The organism is Chitinophaga sp. (assembly GCF_035538455.1).
Classification (GTDB): Bacteria; Bacteroidota; Bacteroidia; order Chitinophagales; family Chitinophagaceae; genus Chitinophaga.
In genome coordinates this window covers 1-16,529 of sequence record NZ_DATLKJ010000026.1, presented here as the reverse complement: position 1 = coordinate 16,529, position 16,529 = coordinate 1, and the positions used below count along the sequence as shown (strand labels likewise).

General features: G+C 47.4%; 12 protein-coding genes. 6 read left to right on the top strand and 6 right to left on the bottom strand.

Features of this window, described 5'->3' with window-relative positions; translation table 11 throughout:
- Positions 1–101: 101 nt before the first annotated feature.
- Positions 102–2,315, top strand: a complete 2,214-nt coding sequence (locus VM802_RS02610; protein ID WP_325527671.1) for a glycosyl hydrolase family 8 — start codon at positions 102–104, stop codon at positions 2,313–2,315.
- A 346-nt stretch (positions 2,316–2,661) separates the two neighbouring features.
- Positions 2,662–3,093 (top strand): response regulator, encoded by a 432-nt coding sequence (locus VM802_RS02605; protein ID WP_325527669.1) that lies wholly within the window; start codon positions 2,662–2,664, stop codon positions 3,091–3,093.
- Between the two features lie 11 nt (positions 3,094–3,104).
- On the opposite strand, the gene VM802_RS02600 is transcribed toward VM802_RS02605, so the two are convergent.
- Entirely contained in the window at positions 3,105–5,333 is a 2,229-nt protein-coding gene (locus VM802_RS02600) for a PAS domain S-box protein (RefSeq protein ID WP_325527667.1), read from the bottom strand.
- 386 nt (positions 5,334–5,719) lie between these two features.
- On the bottom strand, positions 5,720–6,193 hold the full coding sequence (locus VM802_RS02595) for a DoxX family protein (RefSeq protein WP_325527665.1): 474 nt from the start codon (positions 6,191–6,193) through the stop codon (positions 5,720–5,722).
- Between the two features lie 116 nt (positions 6,194–6,309).
- Here VM802_RS02595 and VM802_RS02590 point away from each other — a divergent pair, with 116 nt between their 5' ends.
- Both VM802_RS02590 and VM802_RS02585 read left to right on the top strand, forming a co-directional pair.
- Positions 6,310–7,626 carry a sensor histidine kinase gene (locus VM802_RS02590; protein ID WP_325527663.1) on the top strand — a complete coding sequence of 439 codons (1,317 nt, stop codon included), beginning with the start codon at positions 6,310–6,312 and terminating at the stop codon, positions 7,624–7,626.
- A 265-nt stretch (positions 7,627–7,891) separates the two neighbouring features.
- Positions 7,892–9,484, top strand: a complete 1,593-nt coding sequence (locus VM802_RS02585; protein WP_325527661.1) for an ABC-F family ATP-binding cassette domain-containing protein — start codon at positions 7,892–7,894, stop codon at positions 9,482–9,484.
- Here the strand turns inward: VM802_RS02585 and VM802_RS02580 are convergent, their stop codons facing one another.
- Together VM802_RS02580 and cfa are read right to left on the bottom strand one after the other, a co-directional pair.
- The gene (locus VM802_RS02580; protein WP_325527659.1) at positions 9,485–10,672 is read right to left on the bottom strand and encodes a M20 metallopeptidase family protein; all 1,188 of its coding nucleotides are present in this window, start codon (positions 10,670–10,672) and stop codon (positions 9,485–9,487) included.
- Between the two features lie 140 nt (positions 10,673–10,812).
- Positions 10,813–11,952: a cyclopropane fatty acyl phospholipid synthase gene (gene cfa, locus VM802_RS02575; RefSeq protein ID WP_325527657.1), complete on the bottom strand. Its 1,140-nt coding sequence runs from the start codon at positions 11,950–11,952 to the stop codon at positions 10,813–10,815.
- A 104-nt stretch (positions 11,953–12,056) separates the two neighbouring features.
- Here cfa and VM802_RS02570 point away from each other — a divergent pair, with 104 nt between their 5' ends.
- Positions 12,057–13,121, top strand: coding sequence for a glycosyltransferase family 2 protein (locus tag VM802_RS02570; RefSeq protein ID WP_325527655.1), 1,065 nt, complete (start codon positions 12,057–12,059; stop codon positions 13,119–13,121).
- On the opposite strand, the gene VM802_RS02565 is transcribed toward VM802_RS02570, so the two are convergent.
- Together VM802_RS02565 and VM802_RS02560 are read right to left on the bottom strand one after the other, a co-directional pair.
- Positions 13,118–14,299 (bottom strand): glycosyltransferase, encoded by a 1,182-nt coding sequence (locus VM802_RS02565; RefSeq protein WP_325527653.1) that lies wholly within the window; start codon positions 14,297–14,299, stop codon positions 13,118–13,120. The two genes, VM802_RS02570 and VM802_RS02565, sit on opposite strands and share 4 nt — an antisense overlap.
- A 71-nt stretch (positions 14,300–14,370) precedes the next feature.
- Positions 14,371–15,126, bottom strand: coding sequence for a glycosyltransferase family 2 protein (locus tag VM802_RS02560; protein ID WP_325527651.1), 756 nt, complete (start codon positions 15,124–15,126; stop codon positions 14,371–14,373).
- 197 nt (positions 15,127–15,323) lie between these two features.
- Between VM802_RS02560 and VM802_RS02555 the strand changes: the two genes are divergently transcribed.
- Positions 15,324–16,514 (top strand): glycosyltransferase, encoded by a 1,191-nt coding sequence (locus VM802_RS02555; protein ID WP_325527649.1) that lies wholly within the window; start codon positions 15,324–15,326, stop codon positions 16,512–16,514.
- Positions 16,515–16,529 lie beyond the last annotated feature (15 nt).

Sequence of the window (16,529 nt, the reverse complement as noted above, 5' to 3'; positions counted from 1 at the left end):
AATCGATTGAAGACCCATAAACCTGTAGACTAAATCTGAAACCCAAATCCAAAATCTGTCTGGATTGAAAAATCAATTACATCCCCCTAAACAAAACCTCTATGAACAAGAAACACTACCTGTTAATGATCGGCTTGCTATGCCTGATCGGCTTCCGGCTACCGGCACAAAACAAACCTTTCCCCCAGGCTGTCAGCTATCCTGGCTGCATCAAGCCCAATAACGTTACACAGGCGGATATGAACGCCAGTGTAGCCAGCTATTACAATTACTGGAAATCGCAGTACCTGAAACACAATCTCACTTCCCTGCCCGGCGGTTACTATGTAAAAGGCGATATCACGGGCAGCGCAGATGGCTACAAGCCGCTGGGATCCTCTGAAGGCCACGGCTACGGCATGGTCATCGCCGTGCTCATGGCCGGTCATGATCCGGATGCCAGAACCATCTTCGATGGCCTGTACAAAACCTTCAGGGCCTACCGCAGCTCTAACAACAGCAACCTCATGGGCTGGGTGGTCGCTGACGCCTCCGGAGCGCAGGGCCATTTCGATTCAGCGACCGACGGCGATATGGACATCGCCTATTCACTCATCCTCGCCCACTACCAGTGGGGATCTTCAGGCACAATCAACTACCTGAACGAGGCCAAAAAGGTCATCAACAATGGTCTTAAAGTAAGCTATGTAACCACCAGCAACCGCCTCAACCTCGGCGACTGGGATGACAAAACCGCCCTGAATACCAGGCCCTCCGACTGGATGATGGATCATATGCGGGCATTCTACCAGGAAACCGGCGATGCCACCTGGAATAACGTCATCAATGCATTGTATGCCGTGTACAACCAGTTCGTTCCCAAGTACTCCGCTTCTACCGGACTGATCTCCGACTTTGTGGTAAAGAATCCGCCGGAACCTGCACCGCAGAACTACCTGGACGAATTCCCCGAAACCAATGAGTACAACTACAACGCCTGCCGCGTTCCGCTGAGGATTGTGATGGACTATGCCATGTATGGCAACACCAATGCCTATAGTATCTGCAACAAACTGGTAACATGGGTGCGGCAGAAAACAGGCAGCGACCCTGCCAAAATTGTGGATGGCTATCAACTCAATGGTTCCAACAGAGGCAGTGGGCAAGAAGCCGTTTTCATCGGGCCTTTCGTTGCCGCATCTGTGATCAGCAGCAACAACCAGGCTTTCCTGAACAGTGGCTGGAACTTCCTGAAAACAGCTAAAAGCGGCTACTACAGCGACTCATACGGCCTGCTGTGCCAGCTGTTTATCTCCGGCAACTGGTGGATTCCCGGCAACAGCGGCCCGGTGAATAATCCCCCTGCCGTAAATATTACATCCCCCGCTAACAATGCTGTTTTCTCCTCACCTGCAAACGTTTCCATAAACGCAACAGCCACTGATAGCGACGGCAGCATTTCCAAAGTGGAATTCTTTAACGGCAGCACCAAACTCGGTGAAGCACTCACCAGTCCCTATACTTTCAGCTGGAACAACGTTGCCGCAGGCGCCTATACGCTTACCGCCAAAGCCACCGATAACGGGAACGCTGCTACAACATCCGCACAGGTGAAAATAACCGTGTCTGCCCCTCCCGGCTGTGATCCTGTTACCGCAAGCGGAGACGACGGCAACGTCGCCGCCAATGCGCTCGACAACAACCTCAGCACCCGCTGGTCTGCCAGCGGCGACGGCCAGTGGATACAGTTCTGCCTCGGCAGCCAACTAAACATCACAGGCGTGGACATCGCCTTCTATAAAGGAGATACCCGCAAAGCCTCTTTCGATATCCTCACCGGCAACGACGGTGTAAACTGGGCCACTGCAGCCTCCGGACTTCAAAGCAGCGGCACATCCACCGCATTTGAATCATTCAGCTTACCAGCAGCAGTAACAGCGAAGTATGTACGAATCCTGGGACATGGCAACAACGTCAACGCATGGAACAGCTACACCGAAGTCAGGATCAAAACCGTAACCGCGCTGACAGCTGACAAAGCTGCCTTCAGCATACAAAAGGAACACGCCGCCCCGGAACTGGTGCTTAATGTAGACGCCTATCCGAATCCATTCAGCAGCAACGTTACCATCACCTATGAACTGAAATCCGCAGGACATACCAACCTCACCGTATACAACGTTGCCGGTCAGCCGGTAGTAGTGCTGGTGAACAGTCAGATGCCTGCCGGTAAACAGCGTATCAGCTTCAATAGCGCCAAACATCCATCAGGCGCTTATATCATCAAACTGATACAGAATAATAAAGTAGTGATCAAACGTATCATCAAAGAATAACCCAGGTTTCTCGCAAAGAAGCGAAGGAGCAAAGAGCGCCAAGGATATTTTAAGTTAAATAAGACTGTTTAGTAGTATCCAACAATATTTACGGGCTACCAAAAAGTTCTCTGCTAACTTAAAATATCCTTGGCGCTCTTTGCTCCTTCGCTTCTTTGCGAGAAACTTACGCGCCTTTAAGAGATTTCCCCGATACGGTGAAACACCCTGCCAGTAAGGGCCTCTTACGGCAAAATACATTACTTATTTTTTCATTTGAAATTATGGGCTGAATTTCCGATATTTATAGGCCGCTTGGAAACCTGATACAAAAGCAAAAATTCTCACTGCTTACAAAATTTTAACCATGACAAAACCGCAAACTATTCTCGTAATTGATGATGATGCGGATGATAGGCTCTTTTTCAGCGAAGCAATAAAAGAGATTTCGTCTAACATCAATACGCATGTCTGTGAAAGTGGTTTTCAGGCGCTCAAATTACTTACCGACAAAAAGATCGAAAATCCCGATTACATTTTCCTCGACCTTAATATGCCGAAAATGAATGGGAAGGAATGTCTGCGGGAACTGGGGAAAATTATTCAGCGTCATCTCACCAAGGTCATTGTACTAAGCACTTCCGGACTCGTCGAAGATATGCAGGAAAGCCTGGCATTGGGTGCCCGGTTATTTCTGACAAAGCCCAGTTCATTTGAAGCCCTCTGTGGAATTTTGAGAGATGTGATTGATGAAAGATGGCAAAAGCATATAGGCGTTGACGTTATCCCGGGAAAATAATCAACGCTCCATCATTCCGGAAGGTCTGCATGCAACATAACATGAAAGGCCGCTCCTCTCTCCGGACTACCTGTTGCATGTATACACCCTCTGTGATTCAGCGCTATCTTATTACACAACGCCAGTCCGATACCAGTACCTTCATATGCGCTGCGCGAATTAAGTCGTTGGAAAATCTGGAAGATCTTGGCTTCATACATCTGGCTGAAGCCTATCCCGTTGTCTTTCACAATGATCTCGTAATATCTCTTTGCAGGATCCAGTTCCGGGTAATTGCTGCAGTCCTCATTCGACAGCAACCTGGAAGTGACGCTGATACGCGGTTGCCTGTTGTCAGCCGTAAACTTCAGGGCGTTACCCAACAGGTTAAACAGCAACTGGTTCATCTGTAACGGTACTGCATGTAAAACCGGCAGCGGGCCTATTTCTATTTTCGCCTTCTTCTGGCTGATGGTCAACTCAAAGTCACTCAGCACGTGCTTCATCACGTCGTTGAGATCCGTCATCACAAATATATCATCGGTACAGGTAAGCCGGGAGAAATTCAACAGATCGTGTATCAGCTGCGACATACGCTGCGCGCTTGTCATCATCTTCTGGAGATAGATACGCGAAGCGCCGCTCATGTTGTTCAGCTCCGCATTATGCAGTAACCCGCCGAATGTATGGATCTTACGCAGCGGCTCCTGCAGATCATGACTGGTCACAAAAGCAAACTGCTCCAGCTCCTTATTGGTTCGTTCCAGGCTCAGGTTAGCCTCCGTCAGCTCCCGGGTACGCCGGGCTATCATCGCATCCATATCCATAGCGATCTGCATATAACGGGCTTCACTCTCACGAAGCGAGCTAAAGAGCCTTTTCTGTTCCGTAATATCCCTCGCAATCTTGGAGGCGCCGATAAAGTTACCTGCTGCATCCCTCAACGGAGAGATCGTCAGAGAAACATCCAGCAAACGGCCATCTTTGGTCATTCGCTTCGTTTCAAAATGATCAACATTATTTCCCTGTTTCAATTGTTCCATAATAATCACTTCCTCATCCAGCAATTCCGGAGGAATGATGCGGGTAATCGGCTGTCCTGTTATTTCTGCCGCAGAATAGCCAAAAAGCTTCTCTGCCGCCGGATTCCAGCTGGTTATAATACCCTCCGACGTTTTACTCACAATAGCATCATCACTGTGTTGAACAATGGCCGCCAGGCGAAGCAGATGTTGCTGCGCATCTTCCCGTAAGCAGGAATAATCACGTGATACCGCCGCTATATCAGCTGCCATATTATCCGTCACCTGCTGAAGAAACGACTGATACTTTTCATCAAGCGGACGGTAAGGATTAAGACCGATAATGAGCGCCCCATACACTTCTCCGCTAGCCCGGTGACATACCGGGATAACAATGGCATTATCCGGCTGCCTGCTCCACGCCCCCGCGGGAAGCATTCCAAACTTTTCTGACAGCTGTGGTACAATTACAGGTTGCCCGGTAGTAATGGCCTCCATCACCGGCCATAGCTGCCCTGCACTTTCTCTCTCCATAACGGCAGGTAAGGTGGAGGCAGATACCGGTATATACGTATAGGCGTTCAGGTGAAGCGCTTTATCTTTCTCATAGAAGAAGGCAAACGGGATATCATACTGGTTACGCTGCTGCAAGGCGCGCAAAGTCTGCATATAAATTGCCGAAGGCTTTCTGCAGGTACGGTTAAACAACGAAATCTCCTTCAGCGTTTGGCATTGCCGCTCCGTAAAAACATGATCCGTATCGTCAGATACCGTACCGATCATACCCGCCACCTGCCCCTCAGAACCGGCCACCGGACTGAAAGAAAACGTATAATACACCTCTTCCAGGCAATCCGGTCTTTTCATGATCAGGAATGCAGCCTTCTCCACGGTACCAACACCATTCCGCAATACCTGCCGCACCCGCTGTCCTATCTGCGGCCAGGCCTCCTTCCATACCGCATTGGCCTGCTGCCCGATACTTCCCGGATGCTTGCCCGGGATGAGCTGCCGGAAGGCATCATTGTAAAAGTTGATCAGGTCCTCACCCCACCATATGCACATCGGATGCCTGGAAGTCAGTATAATACCCAGACTCATTTTCAGCGACGCAGGCCACGCACTGATAGGCCCCACAGGCGTATTCTCCCAGGGATATCTGCGGATCAGGTCAGCAGTTTCCCCGCCACCAGCCAGGAAATCAAATCTATCTGAAACTATTACATCAATAAGGCTCATTGAAATTGGAGATTAAGGTTAGAACCAGCACTACCAGTGAATATATATTTCAGGTGCTGTACCCGATATCCGGAACAGTTACTTCAAAGGACTCCAAAGATTATACCATGCCAATACCCACGCTGGTGGGCCATTCCTGCTAATAAAATGCACACCGCACAGCAGTCATATTGTAGACAAACAGCAACACCGGATACCAATTTTGGGGAATTACAAAGGTTTCTCGCAAAGCAGCATAAGCAGCAAAGCATACTTTAAGTTTAAAAGACTGTTAGTAGTACCTTACAATATTTACGGACTACAAAACAGTCTTATTTAACTTAAAAAAATCCTTTGCTGCTTTGCTGCTTATGCTGCTTTGCGAGAAACCTTTGCGAGAAAGTGGATCAGGCCCTGGCCCGCCTCCGTCTTTCATCAAGGCTCCAGCGATAATGAGGAATAGTAGCCAGCAGGAAACTCGAGGCGCTTACTACAAATACAGAATAGCTTAACGGTGATACGATCCCGAAAGACACTGCCATAGAAAGCGCAAAGCCCAACGCCAGGAAACCACTCCCGGTAGCTGCCAGGCGGGTTTGCCAGCCAATCAGCAATAATACACCGAAGATCAGCTCAGCGATAGTAGCAGCTACCGCCAGCACAGAAGCCAGGCCGTAAGGCAGGAAACCCATTACCTGATGTGCATAAACCGAGAAATGATCCCAGTCGCCCCAGCTGATGTTATGCCCGCCCGGAGCTCCCCATACACCCAGCCTGTCCAGCGCCGGTACCAGATAACCGATGCCCAGTGCCAGCCGCATATATAACTGAATAAGTGATAACCTTTTGCCTGAATTGTTGTTGTCAGATAGCGTGTTCATGAATATGGTATACTTTTAGTACTGTAAAGATCTGATGAAACTGGTATACTTTACTAGTCCAGATCGCACAATCCGGCTAGACCAGCATCATTCCTGTATTTTATTAGCTTTACCTCATGATAAAAACGATAACCTTCTTTGCCGAACGTATGAGAAAAACCTTCCGCTATCTGATTGGACCACCGCAAGAAGTATCACTTGAAAACCGCATCTTCCACTTCATGTGCCTGGCCTCGCTGCTGATATTTGCCTACAATATCCCCTTCAATTATTTTACCGGCCTGAAAGTCACCGCCCTCATATTCGTCTTGCTTTTACCTGCTATGGGATTCCTCTATTACTTATCAAGATTTAAAGGCAGATCAGGTCTCAGTATAGCCGTTTCCGTTATCATGGTGAACATCATGTTTGCATTCAACTATTTTTATAGCGAAGGCATTCAGGGTGCCTCCTTCATGACATTCATCCTCACCTTTTTCCTCGTAATGCTCCTTTCCCCGCGCAACCAGTATGTCTGGTGGCTGGCCTATTCTATACTGCTTGTAACAACCATCGTTATCTATGAGTACCTGCACCCGGCATCCGTTACCAAAGTATACACCAGCAGAGTCAATATGTTCATCGACCTCCTGTCTACTTATATCATCACCGTCGTGATGATCTTCTTTGGTACGCTGTACATCAAACGGGCATACAACAAAGAGAAAGAACGCGGTGAAGAAAAGACCCGCGTACTGGAAACCATGAACACGGAAAAGAACAAACTCTTCTCTATCATATCCCACGATCTTCGCAGCCCTATCGCCTCCATTCAGTCGTACCTGGAACTGATGAAAAACATCGACCTGCCACCGGAAGACAAAAAAGAACTGGAAGCAGAGCTGCTCCATATGGTGAACAATACGCAGGACATGCTGTACAACATGCTCCTGTGGTCCAAAACACAATTGCAGGGCCACACGGTAAACCTCGCAGCCATCAATATGGAAAAAGTGATCATGCCCGTAATCCGGCTGAATGAACCATTGCTGCAAAAGAAGAACATCAACCTGGACCACAGGATTGACCCGGACATCACCGTTAAGGCAGACATGAACATGCTCCAGCTGATTGTACGTAACCTGATCGGCAATGCCATCAAATTCACGAAAAGCGGTGGCAGTATTTATATTGAAACCACCAGGCAACAACAACAATGCGTCCTGGTCGTAAAAGATACCGGCACAGGTATTCCCATGGAAAGACAACAGGAAATCTTTTCTCTGAAGGTCCGCTCCACTTTCGGAACCGCCAATGAAAAAGGCATCGGGCTTGGCCTTTACCTCTGTAAGGAATATGCCAACGCGCAATCAGGCAACCTATGGTTTGAAAGTATACCACTGAAAGGAAGCACTTTCTATCTGTCATTACCCACCGCAGAAACCATCGGATAATCAGGAAAAAAATATTACCGTAAAAAAAATTGTCTATCTTCGTGCCATCATGTAATAGTTATTCTCACATAACAGACCCGTTCCATTCTCCGGAGCCTCGCTTCCAGTAAGCATTTCACATCTATTTATATTTATTTGTTCCATCGGATCATCTCCGGTAAAAAATTATTCAACTTAAAATTTACACCAATGAAAATTACAGCAGTAAAACCCACCTCTCCTATCCTGCATCCGACAGGCATTTCTTACATTTTAACAGATAAACATGTTGCTTACTGCTCAAAACATCTCTTACATATTACCCAACCGCGAGACATTGTTCTCCAATGTTCAGGTATCGCTCAATAAATACGAAAAGGCCGCCGTTGCCGGCGATAACGGCACCGGAAAATCCACGCTGCTGAAGATCCTGGCTGGCGTACTGCCTCCAAACAACGGCACGGTCACCAGGAATGCGCCCGTTTATTATGTACCGCAGCACTTCGGGCAGTACAATCACCTCTCTGTTGCTGCGGCACTGGGCATACAGGCAAAATATAACGCGCTGAATGCCATCCTGGGCGGCGATACAGCCGAACATCATTTTGAAGCACTGGCCGACGACTGGGAACTGCTCACCCGCTGTGAACAGGCATTTGAACAATGGAACATCCCTTACATCTCGCTGGAGCAATCCTTTACGCAACTCAGCGGAGGCGAAAAAACAAAGGTGTTCCTCGCGGGTATCCGCATACACCAGCCCGCTTGTGTGCTGCTGGACGAGCCCACCAACCACCTCGACGCTGATTCACGCCAACGGCTGTACGAATGGGTAGCACACCCGTCTACTACCCTGCTCACCGCCAGTCACGACCGGCAACTGCTGGAGCTATGCCAACCCATCTGGGAGCTACAGGCCACCGGGATAAAAAGCTATGGCGGTAACTATTCTTTCTATGAAGAAAAGAAAGCGGAAGAAACAACCGCCCTCCAGCATAAAATTGCCCACGCAGAGAAAACAGTGAAAGCCGCTAAATTGCAGCAGCAGGAAGCTATTGAAAGAAAACAGCGCGAGAACGCCCGCGGAAAAAAACAGGCTAAAAAAGGCGACATACCGAAAATACTACTCAACGGCCGGCGCATACAGGCAGAGAATTCCCTGGCCAAAATACAGGAAGTGCATACCGACAAAGTGACGTCCTTACAGGCCGGCCTGGAGAAAGTGAGCGCCGGCGCACAGGTGAGCCGCATCATGAAGGGGCATTTCGAAAAAGCAGATATCCATACCGGTAAGATACTGGTTAAAGCCGATGCCCTGCAATACAGTTACGTATATGCGTCTCCGTTATGGCAGGAGCCGCTCAGCTTTACCATCATGAGCGGCGACAGGCTGGCCATATCCGGCAGCAACGGCAGCGGTAAATCTACCCTGGTAAAACTGATCACGGGAAACATAACGCCTCAGCATGGAAATCTTTACCGCGCACCAGTCAACTGCCTGGTACTGGATCAGGAATATTCCGTTATAGATAGAAATAAAACGGTACTGGAACAGGCAGAAAGCTTTAATGACCTGCATCTCGAACCCGCTATGGTGAAAACAATACTGGTACGCTTTCTCTTCGATAAAGAGGCCTGGGACAAGCCCTGCGCTGTACTGAGCGGTGGCGAGATACTGCGCCTTTCCTTATGCTGCATGACGCTGCGCAGCCAGACGCCTGACGTGATCATACTGGATGAGCCCACCAATAACCTGGATCTCACCAATATAAAAATGCTGACACAGATATTTGCAGCCTACAAGGGCACGCTGATCGTGATATCGCACGACAGCGTATTCCTGGAGGAAACCCGTATACACAAAGTATTGCAGCTGTAATCAGTTGCCCAGCGTTTTCAAGGCCAGATAGGCCATCAGGCCGGCGCCTGTTTCGAGAGAGCGTTCGTCCGCATCAAAAGTGGCGGTATGCAGGCCGGAGGTAATACCACGCGATTCATCGCGTACACCGAGGCGGTAGAAACAGGCATCGGCGGCCTGAGAGTAATAGGCAAAATCTTCAGCGGCCATCCAGATGTCGAGATCCAGCACATTCTCTGCACCGAGAAAATCCACCGCGTGTGCACGGGTAGTCGCGGTCAGCTGGTCGTGGTTAATGAGCACCGGGTAGCCCTGGCGGATATCTATATCACAATGGGCTTCCATGCTCTCAGCTAGAGATACGGCCATCCGGCGGATCTTTCCCAGCGCTTCGTGGCGCCACCTTTCATCCAGAGAGCGGAAAGTGCCCTCCAGCCTCACTTCATCAGGAATGACGTTGGTAGCGCCGTTGGCAAGCATTTTACCAAAAGACAACACAGAAGGCAGCAGCGGGTTAGCGCGGCGGCTGACAATCTGTTGCAGTGCAATCACTACATGACAGGCAATCACCACCGGATCTATACCCAGGTGAGGCATAGCGCCATGGCCGCCTCTCCCTTTGATGGTGATAAAGATCTCGTCATTGCTCGCCATATAACGGCCACCACGAAAACCAACCTTGCCAGCTGGCATCTCCGGCATGGTATGCTGCCCCAGGATATTATGCGGGCGCGGGTTCTCTAGCACCCCTTCTTTTATCATCATACTGGCGCCGCCGGGAATCAGCTCTTCTGCCGGCTGGAAAATAAATTTCACAGTGCCTGCAAAATCATCGCGCATACGTCCAAGAATAGCAGCAGTAGCCAGCAACGATGAGGTATGCACATCATGACCACAGGCATGCATCACACCATTGTGCTTCGACCGGTAAGGCACATTATTCAGCTCCTGGATGGGTAACGCATCTATATCTGCGCGTAATGCCACTACCTTTTCTCCATCCCCCTTACTTCCCTGTAACAGGCCCACCAGGCCGGTGTTGGCCATCGGCTGAAAGGGAATGTCAAGTATACGCAGCTTTTCAGCAATGAAAGCTGCCGTATTGTATTCTTTATAGGAAAGCTCCGGATTGGCATGCAGGTGGCGCCTGTTGGCAATCGTTTCTGCATGCAGCTCTCCTGCCAACTGGCGGATCTTTTCTTTAATCACGGGACTATGATGTTTTTATGATTGTTTTGACGGCCTGGTAAATACATTTGACCAGCATATTCTGATGACGGCCATATGATAATCAGATCAGGTGATTAAAAATATCGAATAATCACCACAAAATAGACAAATAAGGAGAATCAGCGCCTCACGGATTCATAAACGCCTTTATACGACGGTAACGTCCATACAATCTGCCATAGGTCATTGACTTTAGAACGGAAGGTAGCAGCGCTCATACAGAGATAGTATTTCCACATCCTGAAAAAAGTATTGTCATAACGTTGGCTGAGCGTTTGCCATGCCCGCTCAAAGTTACTGAGCCACGCCATCAGTGTGCGGTCGTAATAGGCGCCGAAGTTATGCAGGTCTTCCATAATAAAGCGGCCTGCATTGGCTTTGTTGATCTGATCCAGCGACGGCAGCACGCTGTTGGGGAAGATATATTTATTAATCCACGGATCAATGTTGGTAACCGTTTCATTTCCGCCGATGGTATGCAGCAGAAAGATACCATCCGGCAGCAGATTCTCCTCCGCTACCTTCATAAAAGAAGCATAATTCTTATACCCCACATGTTCAAACATCCCAACGGAAACAATCCTGTCGAATTTCTCATGAAGATCACGGTAGTCCTGTACCCTGATCTCCACAGGCAGGCCGCGACAGTTTTCCCTGGCCACTAGCGCCTGCGGTTCCGATAAAGTGATGCCTGTTACAGATACGCCATACCTTTCCGCTGCATATTGCGCAAGCCCGCCCCATCCACAGCCTATATCCAGCAAACGCTGACCAGATGAAAGTTTCAGCTTACGGCAGATAAGATCCAGCTTTTTCTCCTGCGCTTCATCAAGATTGGATACATCCTCCCAATATGCGCAGGAATAGATCATCCGTTTGTCGAGCATCTGCTGATAAAGGTCATTCCCTATATCATAGTGCCGCATCACCGCTTCCCTGGCTTTGTCGCGGGACTGCTGATTAAAAACCCTGGCTCTCGCCACCTGTAAAAATGTAGTGAAGTTAAATGGAATACTTCTGTCGAGCCGCTTCTGCAATACTCTTGAAAACAATTCATCAGGAGCTGCACACTCCCACCAGCCTTCCATATAGGCTTCTCCCAGTCCTATTGAGCCGTGGCGCAGTATTCGTGCATACAGGTCGTCGTTGATCACCTGTATATCCCATTCATTGGAGCCATTGATAGTGATATTCGTTCCGTCTATCAGTCGCTCAATCGTTTTTTTGGCCGCATTCATCGCTATGCTGATATGGTACACAAATTTAAGAAATTAGCCGTTAGCTTTCAGCCATTAGCAAAAACTGAAGGCCAGAAGCTAACTGCTCTTTATTTATCTTTGCGGCATCGTGATAAAAACCGCTTATGCATAATCCATTAGTCAGCATTATTGTTCCGGTATATAACCTCGTTCCATATCTGCCAGCCTGCATTGCATCCCTGCTTGGTCAAACCTATACCAACACTGAGATCATTTTCATTAACGATGGCTCTACAGATGCCTCACTCGATTTACTGCTCGCCTGTGAAAAGGAAAACAGGCAGGTGAAAGTGATTTCGCAGGAGAATGCAGGACAGGGAGCTGCCCGGAACAACGGCCTGGACCACGCAACCGGAGAATATGTATTGTTTGTAGATGGAGACGACTGGATAGCGCAGGAAACAGTGACCATATGCATACACGAAGCGCTCGCTGCTGACGCAGACATTATCTGCTTCGGATATAAGGCGGTAAAGAAACAGCATAATGAACTCCATGAGCTTTTTCATTTTGAATACGAACCCGGAAATTTCGTAGGACAGGACCCCATTGTCAGTTTCCTCCGGGAGAGCACCCACACACGCGATTCATTCAACACAGCCACTGCTGGTAAATGTTATAAAAGATCCCTGCTGGAAGAAAATCATATACGTTTCAGACAACGTATCTATGAAGATTCACCGTTCATGCTGGAAGCAGTTTTCCATGCGAAAGTTATCCGGTGTATTAAAGGGGATTTTTACTCTTATCTCATTCGCGACAACCAGGCTACCGAACAATCCACCACTTCCGGCAAACTTACCGAAAACAAAATTGCCAGCTATTATCAGGCAGATCAAGCCATGAAGGATTTTCTCATTTCAAAAAATATTTACGGAAAATACCGCGCGGATTATTCCCGCTATCATAACGGTAGAGTAGTACAATATGGCGGCTATTACGAGATCTATAAGAAAACACCCATCACCTCCTGGTCTGATGAATGCGCGTTGTTCTTCAAATACCTGAAAAGACACAGGAAAGATCTTAACTGGCAAAGAAAAGGGTTATACCGGAATTACAAGGATCGTGTTAAGGTATTGAATATTGGCTTATACATCAGCTATATCAGCGAGAGAACAGCCCATCTCTTTTTTAAGACCTATGAGCAGAAATGGGCAAAGTCTTAATGCCCGCTGTTAATGTTCAAGGCGGTGTCCAGCTTCCTGTATACCTGTTCTTCTGAGAAATGTTGCCGAAAAGTATCTTTGGCCATCCGGCTCTGCTCCTCATAAAATGCGTTGTTGTGCAGCAGTTCCTGTATTCCGTCTGCAAACTGTTGCTCGTTTTCCACCAGCAGGCAGCCGTTGTTGCTTTTATCAGGCAACCCGTCCATACCACGTTCTGTGCATACTACAGGCAATCCGTGTGATAATGCTTCCACCACCTTTACCTTCACGCCCGTACCTGCCAGCATAGGGCAGATGGCAATCTTCGACCTGAAATAATATGTATGCAGGCTTTCCACAAAAGGTATCACCGTTACATTCTTCAGTCCGGCCGGTACATGTGATCCTATAGTACCAATCACACAAATCCGGATGTATTCCGGCAGCAATGGATATACTTTTTTAAAGAACCAGTCAGCAGATAGCAGGTTGCTGTTATTATCTGTAGCTACATAGATCAAATCGTACTCCTTCTCCGGTAAAGGGGAAACAACCGGTGGTGTATCCACAACCACAGGGATGTGCTTCACGCTGCCCTCCAGAAACTGCGAAAAAAAATACATTTCGTCCGGTGAGATAGCCCATACCTGGTCGAAGAGGGCAAGACGCCTTAGTTCGTCGCTCAGTGCTGTACTCTTGTCGAATCCTTCATCGCGCTGGTGAAGTGATGACAACAGATCATGCGTATCTATGATAGTAACCGAATTATGGGTAAGTGGGTTATCGAAGATCAGATCTGCCCAATAGGCATAGCTGATCAGAATATAATCGTAATGACGTTCTGTAAGGATTTGATCAAACTCTCTACGCAGCTGCAGGGTAAGACGGTTGGGAATAGATCCTTCACGCAGCTTCAGTTTCCGCAGAAAGAGCTTATTGGGAATTTTATAGTTGAAGAAATATTTAACGGCATTTTTCTTTACCGGCTTCCGCTCAAGCATCCGGACATCCTGCACCAGGCCGCTCTGCTTCAGCATAGCAATGTTTTCAGGTGTAAAGGTACCCCAATGCCTCTCAGCAATGTAATCCACCATGATTCCTCTCTCGCTGAAGTACTTCAACAGGTTCAGTGCGCGTGTTCTGTTGCCGGCATTCTTCTCAATAGGATTTACCGGAAAAAAAAAGAGTACCCGTTTCAATACCTGACTTTTATCGTTTTACGCAAATAAAGGGCGAAGTTAATAAATTATGTACATCGCTGAATTATACACTAATAGTCAGATTGTCCTTTCAGTTTTTTCCTGAATTGCCTCATAAGGAACCTTACGTAAATAAACCATCCCATGCTTTCTTTGATAATGGCAGGCTTTTCCTTTTTGAATAAATTATCCGTGTTAAAAGAAGAAAAACCATCCATATTGTAATCCACAATAGTAATCGGGAAATATTGTTTGAGGAATTGACGGTCCCCCCAAACCCGGATGTTCAACGCATAATCAGCACATACTTTATAGCGGAGATCATAAGAATATTTCTGAAAAACAGCAGCAGGATAAAGGATCGCCTGATGGTTCAGACAGTTCCTGGACATCCGGTAACTGGAAAATTTTCCGGCAAACAACCCGATGTTACGAGGCTGAGCCGGATAATAAGCCCGGCTGATACCGTAATAGACAGTATTTTCACTTTTCAGTTCAGCTGCCAGTTTACTGAAATCCGGCAGCAACCGGTCGTCAGCCCCCAGGAAATGAAGCCATTTCCCCTTTGCTAACCTGACTCCTTTATTCAATGCATCATAGATGCCTTTGTCCGGTTCACTAACCCAAACGAGTGAATGCCCCCCTTTGTAATCCTTCAATATTGACACCGTTTCATCTGCACTTCCGGCATCCACCACCACAATCTCAATACTTTTAAACGATTGGGCAGTGATGGATTGCAAACATTCCCTGAGTTCTTTTGCTACATTGAAAGTGGCTATGATAATACTGATGCTGATATCCTTAGTATCGCTATGGCTAGTCATTTACGGGCGCTATTTTATCTTTATCCTGATTTCCTGTGATAGTTTTCATGATTTGTTAAAATCAGTATCCGCCGGCAAATATAATTAAAGTCAGATAATATCCCCGTGGGATCGCAGCTGCAGGCCTTAAACAGGCAGGTATGTCGGTTTACACTATTTTTTTTAGCTTTGCCACCTCATTTTATATAACAACAGATATGAAACGTATCCTCTACACCTTTCCGTTAAATCCTATTGAAAAGTTCAGTGGAAGCCAGACGCGGGCCGTCACTTTACTGAAGTATTTCAAGGATCGTGGAATGAAAGTGGATTTTATTTCCCAGCAGGATGTATGGGAAAAAACCACTCCCGAAAATGTCGCTGCATTCAGAAACAGTGGGATGGTGGAGCAAGCATGGTTCTGGAAACGGAAGCCGGAAAAGAAAAACCCGGTTACTTACTTTTTTTCCTATAAGTTAAAGCAACTGTTGTTTAACCGGAAACTAAAACCGGTAAAGGGCTCCATCCCTAACCATACTAACCTGTATCTGCGCAGACATTTTGATGAAGTACTGGAACATAACAGCTACGATTATATTATTATCAGCTACGTTTATTGGGCTGACCTGATTAAGGATAATCCGAAGATCGGCAATGCTGTTACCATACTGGATACGCATGACCTGGTAACATCCCAGCATCAGCGCGACAAGCGTTTTAACATCGGCGCTTCACTGGGTGACGAATTAAGACGGCTTTCCCTCTTCGACCAGGTATGGGCTTGCTCTCCGGAAGAAAAGTATTTTTTCGGCCAGTTTTTGGAAAACGACGTAAGGTATATTCCTACGATGGTGGAAGAAGCGCCGGTATCTCATACACAAACAAAAAAAGAATTTGATCTGATCTATGTGGCTTCCCATAATCCACATAACCTCGCGTCAGCAGCCTGGTTCTTCAAAGAAGTGTATCCATTATTACCAGACACTATCAGTTTTTGTATCATTGGCAAAATTGTGCCTCATATTCCTGCAGGACTCAAAAATGTTACCCTGATACCTTTCGCTGAAGACCTGAGCGAATATTACTTTAAATCCCGTGTCGCACTTTGCCCTATGCTTTCCGGAACCGGTGTCAAGGTGAAAGTACTGGAGGCACTGTCTTATGGTATGCCGATAGTATGTAACGCGCATGGCCTGGATGGTATGCCAGACAAAAGTAACAACGGCTGCCTCGTTACCGAAGACCCGGGAGAATTTGCCGGATTTATACAACAACTGTTAAAGGATCCTGCTTTTTATGCCGAACAAAGCGCATTCAGCACAGCGTCATTCCGTAAAAACTTTTCTGCAGATCGCGTGTACAAACTATTAGATACTGCCCTACAGGTGAAAGAAGCTCCTGAAATGTAGGAATTTGGAAATGTA

Bases quoted from the DNA above. Each gene is read 5' to 3' on its own strand.
- VM802_RS02590 (WP_325527663.1), top strand. From the start codon at position 6,310: ATGATAAAAACGATAACCTTCTTTGCCGAACGTATGAGAAAAACCTTC.
- VM802_RS02605 (WP_325527669.1), top strand. From the start codon at position 2,662: ATGACAAAACCGCAAACTATTCTCGTAATTGATGATGATGCGGATGAT.
- VM802_RS02560 (WP_325527651.1), bottom strand. From the start codon at position 15,126: ATGACTAGCCATAGCGATACTAAGGATATCAGCATCAGTATTATCATA.
- VM802_RS02610 (WP_325527671.1), top strand. From the start codon at position 102: ATGAACAAGAAACACTACCTGTTAATGATCGGCTTGCTATGCCTGATC.
- VM802_RS02585 (WP_325527661.1), top strand. From the start codon at position 7,892: ATGTTGCTTACTGCTCAAAACATCTCTTACATATTACCCAACCGCGAG.
- VM802_RS02600 (WP_325527667.1), bottom strand. From the start codon at position 5,333: ATGAGCCTTATTGATGTAATAGTTTCAGATAGATTTGATTTCCTGGCT.
- VM802_RS02570 (WP_325527655.1), top strand. From the start codon at position 12,057: ATGCATAATCCATTAGTCAGCATTATTGTTCCGGTATATAACCTCGTT.
- VM802_RS02555 (WP_325527649.1), top strand. From the start codon at position 15,324: ATGAAACGTATCCTCTACACCTTTCCGTTAAATCCTATTGAAAAGTTC.
- VM802_RS02595 (WP_325527665.1), bottom strand. From the start codon at position 6,193: ATGAACACGCTATCTGACAACAACAATTCAGGCAAAAGGTTATCACTT.